The organism is Haloarcula marismortui ATCC 43049 (assembly GCF_000011085.1).
Taxonomy (GTDB): Archaea; Halobacteriota; Halobacteria; order Halobacteriales; family Haloarculaceae; genus Haloarcula; species Haloarcula marismortui.
Window position 1 is genome coordinate 48,875 of sequence record NC_006396.1, and the last position, 24,371, is coordinate 73,245.

The 24,371-nt window shown below is 63.8% G+C and carries 26 protein-coding genes and 2 tRNA genes; 26 read left to right on the forward strand and 2 right to left on the reverse strand.

Going from position 1 to position 24,371, the window contains the following annotated elements; genetic code table 11:
* Nucleotides 1-14: 14 nt before the first annotated feature.
* Complete coding sequence (locus RR_RS04280; RefSeq protein WP_011222800.1) at nt 15-314, reverse strand: hypothetical protein; 300 nt, start codon at nt 312-314, stop codon at nt 15-17.
* Between the two features lie 217 nt (nt 315-531).
* Here RR_RS04280 and RR_RS04285 point away from each other — a divergent pair.
* From RR_RS04285 to RR_RS04410, 26 genes are all read left to right on the forward strand, one after another.
* Nucleotides 532-616, forward strand: a tRNA-Ser gene (locus tag RR_RS04285).
* A 21-nt stretch (nt 617-637) separates the two neighbouring features.
* Nucleotides 638-1,171, forward strand: a complete 534-nt coding sequence (locus RR_RS04290) for a 30S ribosomal protein S13 (protein WP_004963348.1) — start codon at nt 638-640, stop codon at nt 1,169-1,171.
* Nucleotides 1,171-1,686, forward strand: a complete 516-nt coding sequence (locus tag RR_RS04295; protein ID WP_004593562.1) for a 30S ribosomal protein S4 — start codon at nt 1,171-1,173, stop codon at nt 1,684-1,686. Before RR_RS04290 ends, RR_RS04295 begins: the two co-directional genes overlap by 1 nt.
* The gene (locus tag RR_RS04300; protein WP_004516802.1) at nt 1,683-2,072 is read left to right on the forward strand and encodes a 30S ribosomal protein S11; all 390 of its coding nucleotides are present in this window, start codon (nt 1,683-1,685) and stop codon (nt 2,070-2,072) included. The genes RR_RS04295 and RR_RS04300 overlap by 4 nt, the downstream gene beginning before the upstream one ends.
* Before the next feature lie 3 nt (nt 2,073-2,075).
* Nucleotides 2,076-2,855, forward strand: coding sequence for a DNA-directed RNA polymerase subunit D (locus tag RR_RS04305; RefSeq protein ID WP_004963344.1), 780 nt, complete (start codon nt 2,076-2,078; stop codon nt 2,853-2,855).
* Nucleotides 2,856-2,959: 104 nt separating this feature from the next.
* Nucleotides 2,960-3,044: transfer RNA gene (locus RR_RS04310), tRNA-Leu, on the forward strand.
* Between the two features lie 24 nt (nt 3,045-3,068).
* Nucleotides 3,069-3,419 carry a 50S ribosomal protein L18e gene (locus RR_RS04315; protein WP_004516800.1) on the forward strand — a complete coding sequence of 117 codons (351 nt, stop codon included), beginning with the start codon at nt 3,069-3,071 and terminating at the stop codon, nt 3,417-3,419.
* Nucleotides 3,416-3,853 (forward strand): 50S ribosomal protein L13, encoded by a 438-nt coding sequence (locus RR_RS04320; RefSeq protein ID WP_004593558.1) that lies wholly within the window; start codon nt 3,416-3,418, stop codon nt 3,851-3,853. The genes RR_RS04315 and RR_RS04320 overlap by 4 nt, the downstream gene beginning before the upstream one ends.
* On the forward strand, nt 3,847-4,245 hold the full coding sequence (locus RR_RS04325; RefSeq protein ID WP_004516798.1) for a 30S ribosomal protein S9: 399 nt from the start codon (nt 3,847-3,849) through the stop codon (nt 4,243-4,245). The genes RR_RS04320 and RR_RS04325 overlap by 7 nt, the downstream gene beginning before the upstream one ends.
* Nucleotides 4,246-4,257: 12 nt before the next feature.
* On the forward strand, nt 4,258-4,458 hold the full coding sequence (locus RR_RS04330) for a DNA-directed RNA polymerase subunit N (RefSeq protein ID WP_004516797.1): 201 nt from the start codon (nt 4,258-4,260) through the stop codon (nt 4,456-4,458).
* Nucleotides 4,455-4,628, forward strand: a complete 174-nt coding sequence (locus RR_RS04335; RefSeq protein WP_004516796.1) for a DNA-directed RNA polymerase subunit K — start codon at nt 4,455-4,457, stop codon at nt 4,626-4,628. The genes RR_RS04330 and RR_RS04335 overlap by 4 nt, the downstream gene beginning before the upstream one ends.
* A 2-nt stretch (nt 4,629-4,630) precedes the next feature.
* Nucleotides 4,631-5,836: a phosphopyruvate hydratase gene (gene eno, locus RR_RS04340; RefSeq protein ID WP_004963339.1), complete on the forward strand. Its 1,206-nt coding sequence runs from the start codon at nt 4,631-4,633 to the stop codon at nt 5,834-5,836.
* Nucleotides 5,833-6,636 carry a 30S ribosomal protein S2 gene (gene rpsB, locus RR_RS04345; protein ID WP_004963334.1) on the forward strand — a complete coding sequence of 268 codons (804 nt, stop codon included), beginning with the start codon at nt 5,833-5,835 and terminating at the stop codon, nt 6,634-6,636. Before eno ends, rpsB begins: the two co-directional genes overlap by 4 nt.
* A gap of 99 nt (nt 6,637-6,735) precedes the next feature.
* A complete protein-coding gene (locus RR_RS04350) occupies nt 6,736-7,119 on the forward strand; it encodes a DUF5518 domain-containing protein (RefSeq protein ID WP_007188239.1) in 384 nt (127 codons plus the stop codon).
* 58 nt (nt 7,120-7,177) lie between these two features.
* Nucleotides 7,178-7,558, forward strand: coding sequence for a DUF5518 domain-containing protein (locus RR_RS04355; protein WP_011222801.1), 381 nt, complete (start codon nt 7,178-7,180; stop codon nt 7,556-7,558).
* Between the two features lie 70 nt (nt 7,559-7,628).
* Nucleotides 7,629-8,966: a cytochrome P450 gene (locus RR_RS04360; RefSeq protein ID WP_004963311.1), complete on the forward strand. Its 1,338-nt coding sequence runs from the start codon at nt 7,629-7,631 to the stop codon at nt 8,964-8,966.
* Between the two features lie 141 nt (nt 8,967-9,107).
* Complete coding sequence (locus RR_RS04365; RefSeq protein ID WP_049938668.1) at nt 9,108-9,344, forward strand: hypothetical protein; 237 nt, start codon at nt 9,108-9,110, stop codon at nt 9,342-9,344.
* The gene (locus RR_RS04370; protein ID WP_011222803.1) at nt 9,341-11,521 is read left to right on the forward strand and encodes a PAS domain S-box protein; all 2,181 of its coding nucleotides are present in this window, start codon (nt 9,341-9,343) and stop codon (nt 11,519-11,521) included. The genes RR_RS04365 and RR_RS04370 overlap by 4 nt, the downstream gene beginning before the upstream one ends.
* Nucleotides 11,522-11,588: 67 nt before the next feature.
* Nucleotides 11,589-12,572 (forward strand): mevalonate kinase, encoded by a 984-nt coding sequence (gene mvk, locus RR_RS04375; RefSeq protein ID WP_007188244.1) that lies wholly within the window; start codon nt 11,589-11,591, stop codon nt 12,570-12,572.
* On the forward strand, nt 12,569-13,321 hold the full coding sequence (locus RR_RS04380; protein WP_011222804.1) for an isopentenyl phosphate kinase: 753 nt from the start codon (nt 12,569-12,571) through the stop codon (nt 13,319-13,321). The genes mvk and RR_RS04380 overlap by 4 nt, the downstream gene beginning before the upstream one ends.
* A gap of 173 nt (nt 13,322-13,494) precedes the next feature.
* On the forward strand, nt 13,495-14,985 hold the full coding sequence (locus RR_RS04385; protein ID WP_011222805.1) for a hypothetical protein: 1,491 nt from the start codon (nt 13,495-13,497) through the stop codon (nt 14,983-14,985).
* A gap of 264 nt (nt 14,986-15,249) precedes the next feature.
* Nucleotides 15,250-16,596, forward strand: coding sequence for a ribonuclease J (locus tag RR_RS04390; RefSeq protein WP_049939126.1), 1,347 nt, complete (start codon nt 15,250-15,252; stop codon nt 16,594-16,596).
* Nucleotides 16,597-16,600: 4 nt separating this feature from the next.
* Nucleotides 16,601-17,641, forward strand: a complete 1,041-nt coding sequence (gene idsA3, locus RR_RS04395; protein ID WP_004963288.1) for a geranylfarnesyl diphosphate synthase — start codon at nt 16,601-16,603, stop codon at nt 17,639-17,641.
* Nucleotides 17,642-17,643: 2 nt separating this feature from the next.
* Entirely contained in the window at nt 17,644-18,909 is a 1,266-nt protein-coding gene (locus RR_RS04400) for a hypothetical protein (protein WP_011222807.1), read from the forward strand.
* 64 nt (nt 18,910-18,973) lie between these two features.
* Complete coding sequence (locus tag RR_RS04405) at nt 18,974-19,909, forward strand: ArsA family ATPase (RefSeq protein ID WP_049938670.1); 936 nt, start codon at nt 18,974-18,976, stop codon at nt 19,907-19,909.
* A 180-nt stretch (nt 19,910-20,089) separates the two neighbouring features.
* Nucleotides 20,090-21,829 carry a glutamate--tRNA ligase gene (locus RR_RS04410; RefSeq protein WP_011222809.1) on the forward strand — a complete coding sequence of 580 codons (1,740 nt, stop codon included), beginning with the start codon at nt 20,090-20,092 and terminating at the stop codon, nt 21,827-21,829.
* Between the two features lie 8 nt (nt 21,830-21,837).
* Here the strand turns inward: RR_RS04410 and RR_RS04415 are convergent, their stop codons facing one another.
* Entirely contained in the window at nt 21,838-24,276 is a 2,439-nt protein-coding gene (locus RR_RS04415) for a PAS domain S-box protein (RefSeq protein ID WP_011222810.1), read from the reverse strand.
* Between the last annotated feature and the right edge of the window lie 95 nt (nt 24,277-24,371).

Sequence of the window (24,371 nt, forward strand, 5' to 3'; positions counted from 1 at the left end):
TAGCCGTGTCGGACTCAGGGTCGTCGGAACACGTAGACGCTCTCACCGTCCAGTTCGGCGCGTAGCTCGCCGTCCTCATGATTGAACACGAGTCGCTCTGGCGTCCCAGCAAACGAGTGGAGTGGCATGCCGGTGTCTATCGCGCCATCAGGAGCTACCGCAACGTGTGTTCGGCCACTGAATTCAGCCCGGAGTGCCCCGTCTTCTGCCTCGGTAACAGCAGAAGGTCCCGCGAACCGTTCCAGATGGTTACGGACCGCCGTTCGGTTGGTCGGGTCGACGCTGCTCCCGCCGTCGGTGATGTGCCGCCGCATGTGTTGATGTGTGTTCCCAGTGATGAATGTATTGTGCTGGCCTAATCAATGACCCTGTGGCTTGCCACTTCATGTCTCAGTGGGTATGCCTTGCAGTCACGCGGCCGGCCCCCTTCGTTGCGTTTAAATACAACCCCGGAATAGAATCGGATAGACTCGTGTAGGGGGACCCGCCCCCGAGTCCGCGTGCTGCGGGCGCGAGTGTCATAGAACGCGTGTCGTGGTAGCCAAGCCTGGCCCAAGGCGCAGGGTTGCTAACTCTGTGGCGTACAGCCTCCGGGGTTCGAATCCCCGCCACGACGCTCACCCATCAGTACCTACATATGAGTGCAGAAGACCCCAACGCGGGCGAGGACGCGGATGCCGAAGAGGAGGAGGACATCCGCTATTTCGTCCGTATCGGACAGACAGACCTCGACGGGACGAAATCCGTCGAGCGAGCACTGACAGAACTGAACGGTATCGGCCACCGGGCCGCCCGAATTATCGCCCAGAAGGCGGACGTCGACCGGCGCGCTGTCTTCGGCAAGCTCGACGACGACGTCATCGAGCGCGTCGTCGAGCGCGTCGAGAACTTCGCCGACGATGTGCCTGAGTGGATGACCAACCACCAGAAGGACTACTTCACTGGTGAGACCACCCACGAGACCGGCAACGACCTCCAGCTTACCCGCCGGCAGGACATCAACCGCATGAAGATGATCGATTCCTACCGCGGTGTCCGCCACAAGCGCGGCCAGAAGGTCCGTGGACAGCGTACCAAGTCCACCGGCCGGACGGAGGGGACCATCGGCGTCAACGTCGAGGCGATCAAGGAAGAGCAGGCTGAAGATGCCGCCGCGGAGGATGACGAATAATGGCGCTTGGTTCAAACACGAAGTTCTACGAGACGCCGAATCATCCCTTCCAGGGCGAACGCATCGCCGACGAGGCCAACCTCATCGGCCGCTACGGCCTGAAGAACAAAGAAGAGCTCTGGCGCGCACAGTCCGAGCTTCGTGGCTACCGCCGTGAGGCACGGAAGCTGCTGGGCAGCGCCGGCGAGCACGAGACCGAGTCCGAGGAGTTCCTCGCTCGACTCAAGCGCTACGGCATCCTCAACGAGCAGGACCAGCTCGACGACGTGCTGTCGCTTGACGTGACCGACGTGCTGGAACGCCGCCTGCAGACGGTCGTTTACCGCAAGGGCTACGCAAACACGCCCGAGCAGGCCCGTCAGTTCATCGTCCACGGACACATCGTGCTGGACGACGCTCGCGTCACCCGACCCGGCATGACGGTGGAAACCGCCGTCGAGAGCTCGGTCGGCTTCGATGAGCACAGCTCGCTGTCGGACGAACTCCATCCTGAGCGCGCGGAGGCCCAAGAATGAGCGAAGAAACCGAAGACATCTGGGGCATCGCCCACGTGCACGCATCGTTCAACAACACGATCATCACCATCACCGACCAGACCGGCGCGGAAACGCTCGCAAAGAGCTCCGGCGGGACGGTTGTCAAGCAGAACCGCGACGAAGCGTCGCCGTACGCGGCGATGCAGATGGCCGAGGTCGTTGCCGAAAAGGCCCTCGACCGTGGCGTCGAAGGCGTCGATGTTCGGGTCCGTGGTCCCGGCGGCAACCTCCAGACCTCGCCCGGTCCGGGTGCGCAGGCGACGATTCGCGCACTCGCCCGAGCGGGTCTGGAGATCGGTCGCATCGAGGACGTCACGCCGACCCCGCACGACGGCACTCGTGCACCCAAGAACTCCGGATTCTAACCAATGACACAGGACTACGAGGTTGAGTTCGTCGAACGTGGCGAGCGCGAGGCGCGGATCCTCGTGCGCGGCATCACGCCGGCCTTCGCCAACGGCATCCGGCGAGCGATGGTCGCGGACGTACCGACGTTCAGTATCGACACCGTCCGCGTCATCGAGAACACCAGCGTGATGTTCAACGAGCAGATCGGTCTCCGACTGGGACTGGTCCCGCTGACGACCGACCTCGACGACTTCGAGATCGGCGATGAGGTGACGCTGTCGCTGTCCGTCGACGGACCGAGCACGGCCTACTCCAGCGACCTCGTCTCCTCGGACCCGATGGTCGAGGCCGCCGACGACAACATCCCGATCATCGACCTCAAGGAAGGCCAACGTCTCGAAGTCGAGGCAGACGCCGTCCTCGATACTGGTCGGGAGCACGCCAAACATCAGGGTGGCGTGGCCGTCGGCTACCGACACCTCCAGCAGGTGGAGGTCGTTGGCGACCTTGGCGAGTTCGAGGACGACGACCCGAACATCCTGCGTGGCGTCATCGAAGAGCAGGCGGCCGAACACGCCGCCGGCGACGCCACCAACGGCGAACTCGTCGCGACAGACGAGTTCGACAACGACCTTCGGAACCGCTACCCCGGCAAGGACGTCGAGGTATCGGACGTGCCGAACGCGTTCGTGTTCCACGTCGAGACGGACGGGTCGTTCACCACCGAGGAACTGGTCCTGCGCGCGGTCGAGACGCTGCGTGACCGCGCGACCGAACTGAAAGACGCAGTCCAGCTGTAACGATACAATGCCCCGACATACCCCACCACTACCGATGACCGCCCGCTCCCCGAGCGCGAGGACCGAAAGGGGTTTTACGGGGCACGCAAAACGAACAATCGCGCGCAGGGATAGCCAAGTTTGGCCAACGGCGCAGCGTTCAGGGCGCTGTCCCGTAGGGGTCCGCAGGTTCAAATCCTGCTCCCTGCACTTTTCCCACAACGGAGGAATCATATGAGTAAGACGAACCCGAGACTCAGTAGTCTCATCGCCGACCTGAAGTCAGCCGCCCGCAGTTCGGGCGGTGCTGTCTGGGGCGACGTCGCCGAGCGCTTAGAAAAGCCACGGCGCACACACGCGGAAGTCAACCTCGGCCGTATCGAACGATACGCCCAGGAAGACGAAACCGTCGTTGTGCCCGGCAAGGTGCTTGGCTCCGGTGTCCTGCAGAAGGACGTCACCGTCGCCGCTGTCGACTTCTCCGGAACCGCCGAGACGAAGATCGACCAGGTTGGAGAGGCTGTATCACTCGAACAGGCAATTGAAAACAACCCAGAAGGCTCCCACGTCCGGGTGATCCGATGAGCGTCGCAGAATTCGACGCGGATGTCATCGTTGACGCCCGCGACTGTATCATGGGCCGCGTCGCATCACAGGTCGCCGAACAGGCTCTCGATGGCGAGACGGTCGCCGTCGTCAACGCCGAACGCGCCGTGATTACCGGCCGAGAGGAGCAGATCGTAGAGAAGTACGAGAAACGTGTCGACATCGGTAACGACAACGGGTACTTCTACCCCAAGCGACCGGACGGCATCTTCAAACGCACCATCCGCGGCATGCTGCCCCACAAGAAGCAGCGTGGCCGCGAAGCGTTCGAGAGCGTCCGTGTCTACCTCGGCAACCCGTACGACGAGGACGGCGAGGTTCTAGACGGCACGTCGCTTGACCGACTGTCGAACATCAAGTTCGTCACGCTGGGCGAGATCAGCGAAACGCTTGGAGCGAACAAGACATGGTAACGAACACGTCTGGCAAGAAGAAGACCGCCGTCGCCCGCGCGACCGTTCGTGAGGGCGAGGGCCGTGTGCGTATCGACTCGCAGCCGGTCGAACTCGTCGACCCCGAGCTGGCGCAGCTCAAGATGCTGGAACCGTTCCGCATTGCCGAGGACGACCTCCGCGGCGAGGTCGACGTGGAAGTGTCCGTCGAAGGTGGCGGCGTCATGGGGCAGGCAGACGCCGCCCGAACCGCCATCGCTCGCGGACTTGTCGACCACACCAACGACGCCGAACTCCGTGATGCGTTCATGGAGTTCGACCGCTCGCTGCTGGTCAACGATGTTCGCCAGTCCGAACCCAAGAAGTGGGGCGGCCCCGGTGCGCGGGCCCGCTACCAGAAATCGTACCGCTAAGGTGATTCAGGTATGATGGTACCGGTTCGGTGTTTCACGTGCGGTAACGTCGTCGGCGAGCACTGGGAAGAGTTCAAAGCACGCACCCGCGAGGCCGAGGAGCCTGAGGACCCGGAGAAGGTCCTTGATGAACTCGGCGTCGAGCGGCACTGCTGTCGCCGGATGCTCGTCTCGCACAAGGACCTCGTCGACATCGTCTCACCCTACCAATGAACGCACAGGAAAGCCGCTACGAGAAGGCCCGCAAACTCGGCGCACGAGCGCTGCAGTTGGCCCACGGTGCTCCCGTGCTCATCGAGACGGAACACACCCAGCCGATACTCATCGCCGCCGAGGAGTACGACGCTGGCGTCCTACCGTTTACGGTCAACAGGAGTGATTAACGATGACGCTCATCACTGACATCCGACTCCGCCGCGTCCTCGACTCCCGCGGGAACGCGACTGTCGAGGCCGACGTTCTCACCGAGAGTGGGGGCTTCGGTCGTGGCAAGGCACCGAGCGGCGCAAGCACGGGCGAGTACGAGGCCATCGAACTCCCCGCCAACGAGGCCATCGCCAAGGCCCGCGAGGAGGCACTCCCGCGACTCATCGGTGAGGTCCACGCCGGGAACCAGCGTGACGTCGACGCGGCGCTGCACGCCGCCGACGGCACCGACGACTTCTCCGGCATCGGAGCCAACAGCGCCGTCGCCATCTCGATGGCGGCCGCAAAGGCCGGTGCTGACGTGCTGGGCGCACCGCTGTACCAGCATCTCGGCGGTACGTTCCGGGGCAACGAGTACCCAACGCCGCTGGGCAATATCATCGGCGGCGGCGAGCACGCCGCGGATGCAACCAATATCCAAGAGTTCCTCGCAGCCCCCGTCGGCGCACCGAGCGTCGAAGAGGCTGTCTTCGCCAACGCCGCGGTCCATCAGGAGGTCCACGACATCCTGGCCGACCGCGACCTGCCAGCGGGCAAGGGCGACGAGGGAGCCTGGGCACCGTCCGTTTCGGACGACGAAGCGTTCGAGATTATGGACGAGGCTGTTGAGACCGTCGCCGACGACTTCGGCTTCGCTATCTCTTTCGGCCTCGATGTTGCTGGCGCGGAACTCTACGATGACGAGGCGGACGGCTACGTCTATGACGACGGCGTCAAGTCCACCGAAGAGCAGATAGAGTACATCGCCGGGAAGGTTGAGGAGTACGACCTCGTCTACGTCGAGGACCCACTCGACGAGAACGATTACGAGGCCTTCGCGGACCTGACCGCACAGGTCGGTGACCAGACGCTTGTCTGCGGCGACGACCTGTTCGTCACCAACGTCGAGCGCCTGCAGGCCGGTATCAACGCCGACGCCGGGAACTCCATCCTGATCAAGCCGAACCAGATCGGGACGCTTACCGACGCTGTCGACGCCATCGAACTGGCGACGGCAAGCGGCTACGAGTCCGTCGTCTCCCACCGCAGCGGCGAGACGGAAGACACGACGATCGCACACCTCGCTGTCGCCACTGACGCACCGTTCATCAAGACCGGCGCGGTCGGCGGCGAGCGCACAGCCAAGCTGAACGAACTAATCCGTATCGAGGACAACGCAGTATGAGCGGCAACGAAAAAGAAGGTCTCGACGCGTCCGATTCCGACTTCGACCCGTCCGACGAGGACGACGAAGCGGTCGACGCGGAGACCGAAACGGAAGCCGAACAGCCCGCCGACGACGCCGAAGAGGCGACAGAGGCCGAACCAACTGACGATGAAAGCGAGGCCGACGAGGCCGCCGGCCCACAGCTGGACGAGGACGTCATGCCCGACGAGCAGTCGGAAGCTGACCTCCTCATCCCCGTCGAGGACTACCTCGGCGCCGGTGTCCACATCGGGACCCAGCAGAAGACCCAGGACATGGAGCGGTTCATCCACCGCGTCCGGACCGACGGGCTCTACGTGCTGGACGTCTCGATGACTGACGAGCGTATCCGCACCGCCGCGGACTTCCTGTCCAACTACGAGCCGGAGCAGATCCTGGCCGCATCGTCGCGCCAGTACGGCCGGTTCCCGGCCGAGAAGTTCGCCGAAGCGATCGGCGCGCGCGTCCGCACCGGCCGGTTCATCCCCGGCACGCTGACCAACCCCGACTACGACGGCTACATCGAGCCTGACATCGTGGTCGTCACCGACCCGATCGGTGATGCCCAGGCTGTCAAGGAGGCCATCACGGTCGGCATCCCAGTCATCGCGATGTGTGACTCCAACAACACCACGTCGAACGTCGACCTGGTCGTCCCGACGAACAACAAGGGGCGCAAGGCGCTGTCGGTCGTCTACTGGCTGCTGGCCAACGAGACGCTCGACCGCCGCGGTGCCGAGCCGACGTACGGACTCGACGACTTCGAGTCCGACATCTAACGTCGCTGAACCGTTCGTTTTCTCGCTGTCGAAGTGCGAGTGGCGATGCCAGTATCGCCAACACAAGACCTACCACAAGCCCCGGAGTAGGGCTGGCAAATGGCAGAGGGAGACACGTTCGTCAACGCCGTCATCGGTGCCGTCGCAACCGCTCTGCTGAGTGGATTCGTCCCGCTTGCGCCGCTACTCGGTGGTGGCATCGCCGGCTATCTCGAAGGCGGCGAGCGAGACGACGGCGTCCGTGTCGGATTGCTGTCCGGCGTCGTCGGGCTGGCGATATCGCTGGTCTTCTTCGTGGTCGTGTTCGTCTTTCTGGCCGCATTTCTGGCATTTGTGCCCGAAGCACTGGGCGTGTTCGGCGCGGTGGGACTGCTCGTGCTCGTCCTCGGAACAGTCATGACGGCTGCGTATTTCCTCGGCTTGAGCGCGCTCGGCGGCTGGCTGGGTAACTACGTCAAGCACGACACAACCATCGGCAATTGACCGGCTAGCCGCGCCGGCGGTAACTACATCACGGGGGACGCCACTACTGAGAACGCATATGCGTGAGTCGGTGACCAACGCCGGTATCGGGGCGCTCGTCACGGTTGCGCTGTCGTTCGTTCCCTTTTCGTCGGTGGCTGGGGGTGCCGTGGCCGCGGCGAACCACGGCGGCAGCTACCGAACCGGGCTCTGGTTGGGGACGCTGGCTGGCGCTTGTGCGATGGTCCCTTTGCTCGCCCTCTTCATCCCGGCGCTGTACATCGCCGGCCTCCTCGGGTTCGGGATTCCGCCCGGCGCACCGGGGTACGACTTGTTTCTGGCGCTCGTGTTCGCGTTCTTTCTGTTGTACACTGTCGGTCTCAGCGCTCTCGGTGGTCTCGGCGGCGTCTGGATATCGGCACACACCGACTGGGACCTAGACGCCAACCGCTGGCTCTGAATGCACGTGAACCGCCCGCTGCCCGACATTTGGCATACCATTCAAGCGTGTCCGACACCAACAGTAGTCGATGTCAAAGACGCCGCCCGGACCGAAGGGCGAACCGCTGTTCGGCAGTAGTCGCACGTACGCTCGGGACCCGTTCCGGTTCATCTCGGCACTGGAACGGGCCTACGGCGACGTCGCTCGATTCGATATGGGGCCGATGGACACGGTCATGCTGTGTGACCCGACGGCAATCGAGCGCGTGCTGGTCTCGGAGGCAGACCGGTTCCGCAAGCCCGACTTTCAGGGAGATGCGCTCGGGGATCTGCTGGGTGACGGACTGCTGTTGAGCGAAGGCGAGACGTGGGAGCAGCAGCGAAAGCTCGCAAACCCTGCGTTCTCGATGGCGCGACTGTCGGGGATGGCCGACCGCATCACCGGCCACGCGGAGGACCGCATCGCCGACTGGTCCCACGGCGATGTCATAGACGCCGAGCAGTCGATGACTAGGGTCACGCTGGACGTAATTCTGGACCTGATGATGGGCGTCGAACTCTCCGAACAGCGAGTCCAGACCATCGAGGAGCAACTGCTGCCGCTGGGCCAGCGGTTCGAACCGGACCCGATCCGGTTTGCTATGCCACAGTGGATGCCGATGCCGGACGACGCCGAGTTCAACCGCGCCGTGCGGACGCTGGACGAGGTGCTGGACGACATTATCGAGGTCCGCGAGGACTCGCTCGGGACGGATGAGGACGGTCCGATGGACTTCCTGTCGGTACTCTTGCGTGCCCGTGACGATGGGAACCAGTCGCCCGAGCAACTGCGTGATGAGATGATGACGATGCTGCTTGCGGGCCACGACACGACGGCGTTGACGCTGACCTACACCTGGTTCCTGCTGTCGGAACACCCCGAGGTCGAACAGCGAGTCCACGAGGAACTGGACGACGTCATTGGCGACGACCGGCCGGGGATGGAACACGTCCGTGAACTGGACTACCTCGAATGGGTGATTCAGGAAGCGATGCGGCTCTACCCGCCGGTGTACACCATCTTCCGGGAGCCGACCGAAGACGTGACGCTGTCAGGCTACGAGGTCGAGGCGGGAACGACGCTGATGGTCCCACAGTGGGGTGTTCACCGCTCCGAGCGGTTCTACGACGACCCCGAGACGTTCGACCCGGAGCGCTGGAAGCCCGAGCGAGCGAGCGAGCGGCCCCGGTTCGCCTACTTCCCGTTCGGGGGTGGCCCGCGCCACTGTATCGGGAAGCATCTTGCCATGCTTGAGGCGCAACTCATCACTGCAACGACGGCCAGCCAGTACCGACTGGAGTTCCAGGGAGAGACGCCACTTGAGCTGTTGCCGTCGTTGACCGCCCATCCCCGACAGAAAATGTCCATGCGCGTGCAGGAACGGTAACACGCACGCCGACACGATCGCTCCGGCGTCGTTGCCGGTTGCTACAGAGTAAGTTCGGCGTGCCAGTTGATTTGGTCACCAGCTATTTACTGCAGAGTCCCGTGTAAGCGTGCAAGAACAGCGGCCCTGCACGTCGCACTGGTGACCGATTTCGGCCTCGGTCACTACGGGAAGACCACGACCGCAACTAATTACCTACCCATCATGACACTGCTGCAGACAATCTCTGGCGACAACCGTCACACGCTGTTTGCAGTCGTCCTGCGCCCGGCCCTGTCTATAGACCGTTCACAGAGCTACATCGCTCCGGTAATCCTTGGTCGGTGGAGTGACATCTATCCCGGCGCAACCACCGGACTTGAACGGGATGCCGAATGACGCCTGAAACCGCTGGCGTCGGGGACGCCAGGGTCCGGGTCCTCTACGTTGGCACCGATTCGGACGACACCGAGACGCTGTCGACGGCTCTCGAACGCGAGAACAACCGCTTCACCGTCGAAACGGCTCGCACCGTCGACGAGGCTATGGCAAGGTTGGCTGCCGAGCCTGTCGACTGTCTCGTTTCCGACTACCGCCTGTCCAATGGGAACGGCATCGAGCTTCTGGAAACGGTCCGCGACGAGTACCCGGCCCTGCCGTTTATTATTTACACCGCACAGGGGAGCGAGGCAGTCGCCAGCGAGGCAATTTCGGCCGGTGTGACGGACTACCTCAGGAAAGAGCCGGGTGCCAAACAGTATGCCGGGCTGGCGAACCGAATCAGTGACGCCGTCGACCACTCCCGCTCACAGCAGGCGGTCAGCGAGCGGAACCGAGCGCTCCAGAGCTACGAGCGGATGGTCAACTCCATGCAGGAGGCTGCCTGTATTTACGATGCCGAAGACCGGTTCGAAATCGTCAACGAGACCATCGCAGAGTGGTACGACACGACGCGCAATGAGCTCGAAGGACAGACCAGTAGACTCGTTCCGCGTATTCGAGCCGAGGGTGAGACAGACTGTTATCAGGAACTGCTCGACGGAACGCGGGAGAAACTTAGCGGCGAAATCGAAACGGAGTTCCCCGGCCACGGACACGCGGTGGTCGCGTACCAACTAACGCCGCTGGTCGTCGATGGTACTATCGACGGCATCGTCGGCGTAGCTCGTGATGTTACCGAGCAGAAAGAGCGCGAACGGGAGCTACTCCGGAACAAGCGCGCGATAGACGAGGCCCCGGTCGGCGTCACCATCACTGACCCCAACCAGCCGGACAACCCGCTGATCTACGCTAACGACCACTACCGCGAGCTGACTGGCTACTCGCTCCCGGAGCTGCTCGGGAAGAACTGCCGAATACTTCAGGGCGAGAACACCGACCCGGAGCCTGTCGATGCACTACGGGACGCTATCGACGCAGGGGAGCAGGTGTCGGTCGAACTCCGGAACTACCGAAAAGACGGGACCGAGTTCTGGAACCGGGTTCGGATCGCGCCAGTTCGCGACGACGACGGCACAGTCGTCAACTACGTCGGGTTCCAGCAGGATACCACCGAGCGGAAGCGCCGCGAGAAACGATTAGAGGAAACGTCATCGCGGCTCGAAGCCCTCTTCGAGAACTCGCCTGATATGATCGATGTGCTCGACGCCGACGGAACGATTTGCGAGGTGAACCAGCGATTCTGCGCGGAACTGGGGTACGACGAAAGCGAGGTGCTTGGACGGTCGATCTGGGAGTTCGACCTGATGTTCGACGCCGAGGACGTGCAGACCCAGCTTTCCGGGTTCAGTGTCGACGAGCGCCGCAAGTTCGAAGGCCTGTACGAACGCCGCGACGGGTCGACGATGTCGGTCGAAGTGCATTTGCTTCGATTCAATCTCGAAGGAGAGGATCGCTTCCTGGCGATCAGTCGAGACATCACGGAGCGAAAGGAGCGCGAGCAGGAACTCGAACAGCAAAATGAACAGCTCGAACAGTTCGCCAGCGTCGTTAGTCACGACCTGCGGAACCCGTTGACCGTTGCACGCGGACAGCTCGAACTCCTACGTGAGGAATCTGACAGCGAGCATATCGACGCTATCGACACTGCACACCAGCGCATGGATACGCTCATCGATGACTTGCTTACGCTCGCACGCGATGGTGCGTCACCCGCTTCGCCCGTCGTGGTTGACCTCGAACAGTTTGTCCAGACGTGCTGGCAAAACGTCGATACGAAAGCCGCGACGCTCCGCACTGACATAGACCGGCCCATCCGCGCCGACGAAAGTCGCCTCCGTCAACTGTTCGAGAATCTCGTCCGCAATGCGGTCGAACACGGCGGTGACGACGTGAGCGTGACGGTCGGCGAACTGGCTGACGGCTTCTACGTTGAGGACAACGGTGCCGGTATTCCAGAGCCCGAGCGCGGGGACGTGTTTTCAGCCGGCTACTCGACCGCGGTAGAGGGAACCGGATTCGGCCTGAGCATCGTGAAACAGGTCGCCGACGCCCACGGCTGGACGGTCCGAGTCGTCAGCGGGGCTGACGGCGGCGCGCGGTTCGAATTTACCGACGTTGACGCCGTGTCCGAATAGGACTTCGATGGTCATCCTGACCGTCGACTCCGAAAACGCCTAACGCCCTGGGTGCACACGGGCGGGTATGGTCACGTCGAGCGCTCCCGGGAAAGTGTACCTGTTTGGGGAGCACGCGGTCGTCTACGGCGAGCCGGCGGTGCCCTGCGCCATTGAGCGGCGGGTGCACGTGACGGCAACCGAGATCGACGAGGGATTACGTATTCACGCGAACGACTTGCAACTGGATGGCTTTACTGTCGAGTACTCCGGTGACGGGGAGAGCCATCCGGACGTGGATGTCGCCGAATCGCTCGTCGAAGCTGGGATGGGATACGTCAACGAAGCGGTCGCACAGGCCCGTGACGCGGCCGATGCCCCTGAAGCAGGCTTCGAGATATCTGTGGAAGGCGACATCCCGCTTGGGGCGGGGCTGGGCTCGTCGGCCGCGCTCGTCGTCGCGGCGATAGACGCGGCGACCAGAGAACTCGGCGTCGAACTGTCAGCGAGCGATATTGCCGACCGCGCCTATCAGGTTGAACACGCAGTTCAGGACGGGCAAGCCTCGCGGGCGGACACGTTTTGCTCGGCGATGGGCGGGGCGGTCCGCGTGGAAGGCGACGACTGCCGGCGGCTGGAGGGCATCGACACCCTCCCCTTCGTCATCGGCTACGACGGCGGGGCCGGCGATACTGGGGCGTTGGTCGCCGGCGTCCGGGACCTCCGTGGAAAGTACGATTTCGCCGCCGACACCGTCGCAGCAATCGGCGACATCGTCCGCGAGGGCGAGTCAGTACTGGGAACGGGCGACTACGAACGGCTCGGGGAGCTGATGGATTTCAACCACGGACTGCTCTCGGCGCTGGGCGTCTCCTCGCGGTCGCTGGACTCGATGGTGTGGGCGGCCCGCGACGCCGACGCCCACGGCGCGAAACTCACCGGGGCCGGCGGCGGCGGCTGTATCGTCGCACTGGACGAAACGGACGACGCGCTCACCGCGCTGAAGTACACGCCGGGGTGTGAGGATGTCTTCCGGGCCGAGCTGGACACCGACGGAGTCCGGCAGGAATGACGGTCGTCCTCAAACTCGGCGGGAGCGTCATCACGGATAAAGACGACCCTGAGACGGTCGACCGGGCTGCGTTGTCGGCCGCGGTGTCAGCTATCGCCGAATCGCCGGTCGGCGAGGATATCGTCATCGTGCACGGCGGCGGGAGCTTCGGCCATCACCACGCCGCCGACTACGGCGTCAGCACGACCGAGGGGACCCACGATGTCGACGGCGTGCAGGCCATCCACGGTGCGATGTGCCGCCTCAACGCCGCCGTCGTAGATGCGCTCTCCGGGGCAGGCGTTCCGGCTGTTCCGGTCCACCCGTTCTCGGCGGCCACACGCGACGCCGACAGTGACCTTTCGCTGCCGACGGCGCAGGTCACGACGCTGCTCGACGAGGGGTTTGTCCCGGTCCTCCACGGCGACCTCGTCGCACACGCCGGTGCGGGCGCGACGGTTCTGAGCGGCGACGAACTGGTCGTCGAACTCGCGCCCGCTGTCGACGCCGACCGCGTCGGCGTCTGCTCGACCGTTCCCGGCGTTCTCGATGAAGACGGGGTCGTCATCGACCGCATCGAGGCATTCGAGGCTGTAGCACCGGCCCTTGGTGGGAGCGACGCGACGGACGTGTCGGGCGGGATGGCCGGCAAGGTCCGTGCGCTGCTCGCACTCTCGGCCCCTGCGCTCGTGTTCGGCCCTGACGCGCTCTCCGCGTTTCTCGCCGGTGAGAGTCCGGGGACGACTATCGCTGGTGATGACGCCGATTGATGGGACTGCCAGTCCTGTCGTCAGTGAATTCTGCTCAGAGCACGATTACTCGAAGTCAAGCCCAAACTGACTGATGGAGCGGTATCACTGCTTGCTCTCGACGGACAGGTAGCTTAAATATCACTTCACCGGCCGTCGTAACATATTTGTTCTCTGTTATCAATTATGCGACTATGTCTGCAGTAGGTCTGACCGACGTCTATCGATACGGAACGAGGTTTCTCGGGACATTACTTGTCGTCGCCGGCGTCGGTGGCGGCCTCATCGCTGCAGGGTACGTGCTGATACAGAACGGCTCGTTCAGTTCGCTCTCGGGGAACGCGGGCTATCGTGCGGTACTCGGCATCGTCGTCGGCGCGCTCGGTGGCCTCCTGTTGCTCTCCGGCTTGCTTGGCCTGACTCACAAGCTCATCGCCGACGCGACGATGGCGGGCACGCTCGCGGCCCAGACGGCACAGCCTGATGCGAGCGATGTGGCAGCTGGGAGTCCTCCGGCAAGTGACCAGACAGCGACTGACACTGCCGATGGTAGCGCTGCATCCGCTACCGAACCGGCTTCGAAGTCCGATGACCCGATGCCGGAGTCGACCGAGCCTGAGCCCGCTGTTTCCCGGGATACCGAGCCGGCTGCTGACCCGGCGGCTGCCGAGCCGGCGACCGGCGAGTCCGACGTGTCGGAACCGGTCGCTGACTCCGAGCCGAACACTGACTCGGCCGGTGACTCGGGAATCCACGCGCCCGCACAGCAACACTCCGACCCATCCGACGCGGCAGCGCCGTCTGCTGCCTCCGACACTGCGACGGCCGGGACTGACGGCGCTCCGGTGACGGCAGCCGACGAAGACCCGCTGGCGGATGCTGACTCGGCGACAGCTGATGACCCGGTGGCAGACGATGTCCCAGCGACAGATACGGGCCGCTTGGACGCCGACGACGCTTCAAAACCACCGACTGCTGACGAGACGATGGCCCCAGCGACAGCCGAAGACGCAGTGGAGACAGCGGCGGCCCAAGACGAACCGCTATCGGAGCAACAGCCGGCTGAAAACGTTGCCGGACCGGAACCTGAAACCGTGGACGACACCACTGCGGAGCCATCCCCGGCGGATCTCGCCGGCGACTCGGAAACGGTAGAACCCCGGTCCGAACCCAGCGAGCAGTCGGACCGCGACCTGCTCGCTGAGGACGCCGCTGAAGAACCAGAGCCGAGTACGGAACCACAGGAATGGACGCCGCCGGACCCTGCGGAGTTCGACACGGGGAGCGAGGAACCCACGGCGGCTGACGACTGGGAAGCAGATGAGCAAGCACCAGCCGACGACTGGGAGACCGAACCTGACGCCGATACCGAACCGACTGGTGTCGGCTCACTCGATGCTGACGAGGCGGACCAGCACGACGCCGTGACTCAGGACACCCGATTACTCGACGAATCTGGTGCGGCAGACACGTCTGGGGGCCCGCGAACGACGGACGACCTGTTTGGCGGCACTGATGACGACCAACCCGGACCCGAGGTTGACGAGAGCATGCAGGACGAGTCGGAGTCTCAGGACGCTGAGACACCTGCTGACGAGGACTCGACGCTTGCAGATGACGGTGTCACTGGCTTCGATGTTTCAGGTGACGACGACCCCCTCTCCGACCCCTTAGACGACGAGTAGGGACGAACCCACACCGTTTTAAGAAGCGCCGTTGTAGACCGAAGTAACCGAGCGCACGGCCGCCCGTGGACTGCGGTTTGGCGGCCGGCAGACGGCGGATGTAAGTTGCGGGACGGAAGTCCCTCCCACTGCGGTTGCACAGGCTACGGGCGTACCCGACTGGCCTGGAGCGCCGACGCGGACGAAGTCGCCTACATTGCAGATACCGTCGTTGCCGTGCCCCACCGGATGCCCGCGGCCGGCTTTCCACTCGGAGCTACAACTATGGAAGTCGAAATTGCGACAATTGGCGGTTACGAGGCTGTAGGCCGACAGATGACGGCCGTCCGTGCAGGGGACGACGTCGTCATCTTCGACATGGGCCTGAACCTCTCGAAGGTACTGATTCACGACAACGTCGAGACGGAACGGATGCACTCGCTGGACCTCATCGACATGGGTGCCATCCCGGACGACCGGGTCATGTCCGACCTGGAAGGCGACGTGAAGGCTATCGTCCCGACACACGGTCACCTGGACCACATCGGCGCGATATCCAAGCTCGCCCACCGCTACGACGCACCTATTGTTGCGACGCCTTTCACCATCGAACTCGTCAAACAGCAGATCAAGAGCGAGGAGAAGTTCGGCGTCCAGAACGACCTCGTGAAGATGGACGCCGGCGAGACGATGTCCATCGGCGAGCGCAACGAACTGGAGTTCGTCAACGTCACCCACTCCATCATCGACGCTATCAACCCTGTTCTCCACACGCCGGAAGGCTCGGTCGTCTACGGGCTGGACAAGCGGATGGACCACTCGCCGGTCATCGGCGACCCTATCGACATGAAGCGGTTCCGCGAGATCGGCCGCGAGGGCGAGGGCGTCCTCTGTTACATTGAGGACTGTACGAACGCGGGTAAGAAGGGACGTACGCCTTCCGAATCCGTGGCGCGTCGCCACCTCAAAGACGTGATGGACAGCGTCGCCGACTACGACGGCGGTATCGTCGCGACGACGTTCTCCTCACACATCGCTCGTGTCAAGAGCCTCGTTGAGTTCGCCGACGACATCGGCCGCCAGCCGGTGCTGCTCGGTCGCTCGATGGAGAAGTACTCCGGCACCGCCGAACGACTCGACTTCGTCGACTTCCCGGAAGACCTCGGAATGTACGGCCACCGCAAGTCTGTCGACCGGACGTTCAAGCGGATCATGAACGAGGGCAAGGAGAACTTCCTCCCGATCGTCACTGGCCATCAAGGCGAGCCACGCGCGATGCTCACCCGGATGGGCCGCGGCGAGACGCCCTACGAGCTAGACGACGGCGACAAGGTCCTCTTCTCGGCTCGGGTCATTCCGGAGCCAACCAACGAGGGCCAGCGCTACCAGTCCGAGAAGCTTCTGGGCATGCAGGGCGCGCGTATCTACGACGATATCCACGTTTCGGGCCACCTCCGCGAAGAGGGCCACTACGAAATGATCGACGCGCTCCAGCCGAAGAACATCATCCCGGCTCACCAGAGCCTCGAAGGGTTCGCACCGTACGTCGACCTCGCGGAAAACATGGGCTACAAAGCCGGACGGGACCTCCACATCACCCGCAACGGCAACATGATCAAGCTCACCGAGTAAATCGATGTCCGAACGCCATCAGCAGGTCGAAGACGCGATTGTCGCCCGACGAGACCGGGTCAACGACGCCCTCCCAGAGGACCTTCCGGTGCAGAAGCCGGACCACCTCTACGAGGCGTCGCGATACCTGCTGGACGCGGGCGGGAAACGACTCCGCCCGACGGTCCTGCTGCTGGTCGCGGAGTCGCTGCTCGATGTCGACCCGCTGACGGCAGACTACCGTGACTTCCCGACGCTCGAAGGCGGGCAGGCCGATATGATGTCGGCCGCCCTCGCCATCGAGGTCATCCAGACGTTCACGCTCATCCACGACGACATCATGGACGACGACGCGCTCCGCCGCGGGGTGCCCGCCGTTCACAAGGAGTACGACCTCTCGACGGCGATTCTCGCCGGCGACACGCTGTACTCGAAAGCGTTCGAGTTCCTGCTCGAAACGGGCGCGGCTCACGAACGGACTGTCGACGCGAACAAGCGACTCGCAACGACGTGTACCCGCATCTGCGAGGGCCAGTCCCTCGACATCGAGTTCGAGCAACGCGATGTTGTCACGCCCGAGGAGTATCTGGAGATGGTCGAACTCAAGACGGCCGTGCTGTACGGCGCGGCTGCCTCAATTCCGGCCACGCTGCTGGGGGCCGACGAGCAGACGGTCGATGCCCTGTACAACTACGGGCTCGACGTGGGGCGTGCGTTCCAGATTCAGGACGACCTGCTGGACCTGACGACGCCCTCTGAGAAACTCGGCAAGCAGCGCGGGTCCGACCTCGTCGAGAACAAGCAGACGCTGGTGACGCTGCACGCTCGCCAGCAGGGCGTCGACGTGGGCGACCTCGTCGACACGGACTCTGTCGAGGCCGTTTCGGAAGCCGAAATCGACGACGCCGTCGAGCGTCTGCGAGAGGTAGGGTCAATCGAATACGCCCGCCAGACCGGGCAGGACCTCATTGCGAGCGGCAAGCAGAACCTCGAAGTCCTGCCGGACAACGAGGCCCGCTACCTGCTCGAAGGCATCGCGAACTACCTCGTCGAGCGCGACTACTGAGCATGGACCAGACCCGGCGAGCCGTTCTCGCCGGTGTCGCCGGACTTTTCGCTGGCTGTGGAACGACGAGTCAGCGGACCACAACACCACGCTCGACAGCAACGGTGACCAGCACCACGGAGACGGTTCGCTACACGCATCTTCAGCCCTCCGGCAATCGTCACATTTCAGGTTCGGGCCGGTTCGACGCCGTCGACCCGATAGACATCGCCATTGAGGGCCACCCGAAGTGGCTCGTCGGACTGCCAGTCGAGGGCGGGAGTCTCTGGGTTGTCGTTCCAGAGGCAGGGGCCCCAGAGGCGGTTCGGGTGAGTCAGGACCGAGTTGAATCGGTTGTCATCGAACCCGACCTGCCGGCGGGCCAGCCACCAGCCGTGGTTGTTCAGGACAACGGCGTTCGGTTCCTCACTGCCGATGAGACAGGACCCAACACCCACGCCGTCCAGTTTCCCGATGGTACTATCGTGACAGTCTCAGAGGCTGGGGCCGTCCGCGTGGACGGTGACCTGCTCATCGAGGATGCTCTGCCCGACGCCCGAATCGTCTGGCAGGACGATGTCGCTGCTGTGCTCGCCGGTGCGACGGAGCGATACGACCACGGAGCGCTCGGTGACGAGGTCGAGGCCCGCGCTATCGTTCTGTTTGTCGCAGACGGAAGTGGGACCGTCCGCCGCCGAGTTCAACTGCCTGAACCAACGGTCGTCGAAGGTGTAGCACCGATTCTTGCGGACATTGACGACGATGGTGACCCCGAAGTACTCGTCACCGTCACCGGGCCCGATGAGGGCGCTCGGGTGGTCGCCTACGGACTGGACGGCGAGCGCGTCGCGACTGGGCCCGCAATCGGGACGGGCTTTCGTTGGCGCCACCAGCTCTGTGTCGCGCCGTTCTCCCCCGACGGGGCGCCCGAAATCGCCGTCGTTCGCACCCCACACATCGGCGGGACGGTGGAGTTCTACCGTATCGACGGTGACCGGCTCTCAATCGCGGCCCGCTACGACGGCGTCTCCTCGCACGCATTCGGCTCGCGTATCCTCGACGGTGGACTCGCCGGAGATCTGCTCGGCGATGGCCGACAGACGCTGGCCGTTCCGACCCAGGAGCGCCGGAAGCTCGTCGCACTCCAGCGGCAGGACGGCGTTCGGCAGGCAGCCCAGCGTGACATCGGCGCGTCGCTCGCCTCGAACGTTGCGGCGACACCGACTGACGACGGCGGCTTGAGCATTGCCGTCGGTCGCAGTGACGGTGTCGTCCGCGTCTGGCAGTAGGGTAGCTATTGACCCTGAATGGTGCTGGTCAGCAACTAAGACGTATCAGTTCATAGACAGCCGTGTGACTCGGTTCCTTCTCTACGGCGGCAAGGGCGGCGTCGGCAAGACGACCGTGGCCGCGGCGACTGGCTATCGGCTGGCGACGGCGGGCCACGAGACACTCGTTGTCTCCACCGACCCCGCGCACTCGCTGGCCGATGCCGTCGAGACCGAGGTCGGCGGCGACCCGACGGAAATCCGGTCGGGGCTGTGGGGCGTCGAGGTCGATCCACAGACGGGTATTGACCGTTACCGGTCACTGTTCGAGGTGCTGGCGTCGGAATTTTCCGATGCCGGCATCCGGATGGACGAAGAGGAAATCGCTGACCTGTTCACATCCGGCGTAATGCCCGGTAGCGACGAACTGGCAGCCATCGAGGGCATGGCGACGTACATCGAGAGCGACCGCTGGGACCGCGTGGTGTTCGACACTGCCCCGACCGGTCACACGCTCCGCCTGCTTGACCTCCCGTCGGTGATGGACCGCGGCGTTGCCACGGCGATGGACCTCCGGGACCAAGTTCGTCGGAAAGTCAACACTGCCCGGACGATGATGTTCGGCCCGATGGCGAGCCGGCGCGACGACGGCCCGGACGACTTCACCGAGATGCGCACGCGGATGGAACGGGTCGGCACAGTGCTTCGAGACCCCAAACAGACCGCGTTCCGGGTCGTCACGATTCCCGAAACGATGGCTGTCCGCGAGACGGAGCGGCTGGTCGCGAAGCTCCGCGAGTTCGACGTGCCGGTAACGACGCTGGTCGTGAACAAGGTCATCGAGGACGCCGGCGACTGTCAGCGCTGTCAGGGGAAGCAGGCGGTACAGCAAGAGTCTATTGCCGCGCTTCGGGAGTCGCTCCCCGACCTTGACGTGTGGACGATTCCCGACCAGTCCGGCGAGGTGACTGGTATTAGCGCGCTGGACAGGGTTGCGGAGTCTCTGGTGGATGTGAAGTGACCCGTAAAGACGAGCATCCGCGCGAGCGAAGCGAGCGCGGTTCACCGGAACCGAACTTAGTGAGGTTCCAGCCTTTTTCGCCCACGTTTGTCAAGGAGTGGTGGCGAGCATCGCGAGCCACCCGACGATGAAAAAGGTGGTCCGACGGCGTTTTGACCCTCCCAGTCGCAGGTCCCGATAATGGACGACGAGCTGCGAGACCGAATCACGGAGGCGGCGGAGACAAACGCCCTCCTCAACGCGGTCAAACACGATAGCGAGGCACAGGTCGGCGCAATAATGGGCCCGCTCATGGGCGAGAACCCGGAGTTCCGCGAGTACGGCGACGAGATACCCGGCGTTATCGCGCCGGTCGTCGAGCGGGTCAACGGGATGGACGCCGAGGAGCGCCGCGAGCGGCTGGCCGAACTCGCTCCGGAGAAACTCGAAGAGCTGGAGGCTGAGGACGAGGGCGAGGACCACCCACTGCCGGACCTGCCCAGCGCCGAGGAGTACGACACCGTCCGGATGCGCGTCGCGCCAAACCCCAACGGGCCGTGGCACATCGGCCACGCGCGGATGGCCGCTGTCGTCGGGACGTACAAACAGCGCTACGACGGGGAGTTCATCTGCCGCTTCGACGACACCGACCCCGAGACCAAGCGGCCGGATCTGGATGCCTACGACGCAATTCTGGACGCAATCGACTATCTCGGCTTCGAACCGGACGACGTGGTCAACGCCAGCGACCGCGTCGAGACCTACTACGAGTACGCTCGCAAGCTCATCGACAAGGGCGGGGCCTACACCTGCTCGTGCCCGCAGGGTGAGTTTTCGGACCTGAAGAACAACGGCGAGGCCTGTCCCCACCGGGATAAGGACGCCGAGACCACGCGCTCGGAGTTCGAGGCGATGGTCGACGGCGAGTACGACAGCGGCGAGATGGTCCTGCGGGTCCGGACCGATATTACTCACAAGAACCCCGCGCTGCGGGACTTCGTCGCCTTCCGGATGGTCGACACGCCCCATCCACGCGAGGCGGCCGAGCAGTACCGCTGCTGGCCGATGCTGGACTTCCAGAGCGGGCTTGACGACCACCTGCTGGGTGTCACCCACATTATCCGCGGTATCGACCTGCAGGACTCCGCGAAGCGCCAGCAGTTCGTCTATGACTACTTCGACTGGGAGTACCCCGAAGTCATCCACTGGGGCCACGTCCAGGTCGACGAGTACGACGTGCCGCTGTCCACGTCAAGCATCGCCGAACTCATTGAGGACGGCGAACTGGCGGGCTGGGACGATCCGCGAGCGCCGACCGTCGCCAGCCTCGAACGGCGCGGCATCCGCGGCGAGGCCGTTGTCGATGCGATGATTCAGCTGGGCACGTCCACCTCGAACGTCGACCTGGCGATGTCCTCGATCTACTCGAACAACCGTGACCTCATCGACGACGACTCGGACCGGGCGTTCTTCGTCCGGGACAGCGACGACCACGGTGGCCTCGTTGAGCGCCAGATCGTCGGCGGGCCGGACGCCGGCGAACCGCCGCTGCACCCGGACTACGAGGAGCGTGGCCGCCGCGAGATTCCGGTGACCAGCGGTGTCGTCGTCGAGGGTGACGACCTGCCAGACCACGGCGATCGTATCTGGCTCAAGGGCTACGGCTGCGTGCGACACACTCGCGACGCCTTCGAGTACACCGGCGACGATATCGACGCCGTCCGTGAGGAGGGCGTCGACGTGATTCACTGGGCACCGGCTGACGGCCCAGCGCTCCGCCTCCGGACGATGGACGGCGACGTATCAGGCGTGGCCGAACCGGGACTGCGCAACTACGACACTGACGACGTGGTGCAGTTCGAACGCATTGGCTTCGCTCGCCTCGACAAGGTTGCGGACGACTCGGATACGGAGTCCGTCGCGTACTTTACCCATCCCTGAAGCCGCCGTCACAACGACCCAGCTGTCGGTTCTTCCCCCTGACTCCCAGTCTCGACACCACTGAACTCGAATCGAGCACCGCCGGCTTCGCTGTCGGTAACCGTTAGCTCCCAGCCGTGGGCCTCGGCAATCGTCTCCACTATCGCCAGGCCAAAGCCGGTGCCGTCGTCGTCGGTACTGTAGCCCGATTCGAGGACGGCGTCGCGCTGGTCCGGCGGAATCCCCGGGCCGTCATCGGCGACGTAGAAGCCGTCCGGCGTGGCTCCGAGCGTGATGGTGACTACTCCTCCGCCATCGGCCGCTGGCCCAGCTCCGGGAGTGGCACCGTCACTGCCGTGTTCTACGGCGTTTTGCACGAGGTTCTGGAACAGTTCGGCGAGGCGGTCGGGGTCGGCCAGTACGTGCTCCGGCGAGTCCCGAACCCGGTGTTCGGCCGCGCTCGTGGGTGCGGCGTCCCAGGCCCGGGAAAACGTCTCCCGGAGCGATATCAGTTCGGGGTCGCTGATGTCACGCCCCTCGCGGGCCAGCGTCAGGGTGTGGTCGATGAGCGTCTCCATCCGGTCGAGGGCGTCCGTTGCGGCCGTTATCGATTCGCGCACGCCCGAGTCAGCGTCTTGTGACGCCAGTTCCAGATGGCCACTGGCAACTTGCAAGGGGTTCCGGAGGTCGTGGCTGACGAGGCTGGCGAACTCGTCCAGCCGCTCGTTCTGGAGTTCCAGCTGTTGCTCCCGCCGCTTCCGTTCGGTGATATCCGTGACAACAGAGACGCTGCCAACTACGGTGCCACTGAGATCGCGAATCGGGGCGGCGGCAAGGCTCACGTCGACACGACTCCCGTCTTTTCGTTCAAGCTCTGTTTCGTGGCCCGACAGACGCTCCCCTTCGAGGACTTGCGCGTGAAGTTCGGCGGTCTGTCGTCGGTTCTCGGCCGGGATAACGGGAACCGTGTCGCCCAACACCTCGTCGGCGCGCCAGCCAAATAGTTCCGTCGCGGCGGGATTCCAGACTTCGACAGTCGCGCTGGCGTCAAGTGCAACAATCGCGAGCGGGGCAGCCTCGACGAGCGTTTCGAGGCGCTCGGTCGTCATTGCGAGTTCGGACTCGATTTCTTTTCGCTGTGAGATGTCACGGACGATGCCGACACGGCCGGACTCACCGCTGGCCAGTTCGATGTCCGCCGCGTCGACTTCACAGGGGACCTGCTCACCGGATGCGGTCCGGATCAGGACCTCCTCCGAGCCGCCGTCCATTGGCTCGGTTCCCATCTGCCCTAGCACAGTCTCGAAGCGTTCGCCGACGAGACTGTCCTCGACGGTACCGACCAGCTTGGCGAACGGGTCGTTGTACGTGACAAACTGGTCGTGTTCGTCGAGGACGTAGACGGGTTCGCTGACGCCCTCGAAAATCGTCTTGTACTGCGTCAGCCGTTGCTCGCGTCGCTTCCGCTCCGTGATGTCCCGGAGGACGACGAGTCGACCAACGAGTCCGTCGAACCGGTCGGCAAACGGTGTCACTTCGAGTTCGACAAACCGCTGCTGGCCGTCCACGGAGAGCGCGAGTTCCGACCAGTCTGCTTGTTCGTCGTCGACTGTGAGACTGTCCCAGGTCGGAATAACGGCCTCTACTTGCTGGCCCACGAGCGACTCTTCGGGGCCAGCGAGGAGGGTTTCAGCCGCCGGATTCGCGTGGCTGATACAGCCGTCGATGTCCACGACGAGCGTTCCGTCCCCCATCTGCTCGACGATAGTTTCCTGCGCGGCCGGTACCGGGTCAAGCGTCTTGAACGTGTAGAGGCCGGTCGTCATCGCTATCCCAGAGACTCCCCAGGCGAAAATCGTGGCGTCCTCGGGAATCTGCAGGAAGTACTGCTGGGTCAGCGCAATGGTCCAGGGAGCCAGCGCCGCGATGAGGACGGCCGCGGCCTGTGTCCGGTACAGGTGCCGCGAGCGGACGAACAACTGAATAAGAACGATTGTCCCGGCAAGCGCCGCAATCAGAATCGTCGCTATGTGGGCGACGAACACTGCTGTGAGCCCAGCCCCCGGAGCCACCACCAGTGACCCCACAGAGCCGCTGGGCGGGAGGTCGAACAGTGATACGCCCGGGAAGACGAACACGCCCACAAGCACCAACAGGTCAAGCGATAGGAACCCGACAGCTCGCCGCGTCACCGACCTGTCGAAGTCGGCGTACTGCAACGCGGCGTACAGCCAGGTGATGGCGACTACGCCCTGAGCGATGGTTGCGACCTGCCGAGCCAGCAACTGGGTCGACAGCGCCGTCGCGGTGATGTCGACAGCGTAGCTGGAAGCACCGACTGCTAAGGCGAGGTGAAACACCACCATCGGTGTCCCGCCAGGTCCCTCACGCTTACGCCACGCGAGCAGTGAAAACACTGCGGAAAGGCCAGCTAGGACCCATAAAGCCGTCACGAAGCGGCCGTACATCGTTCCACTGAATATCGTCGCATCGTCACTTTATTTTATTGGTTAACGGCGCATTGACAGTAAAGAAGAACGGCTGTCTGTAGTCGGTTCCGTAG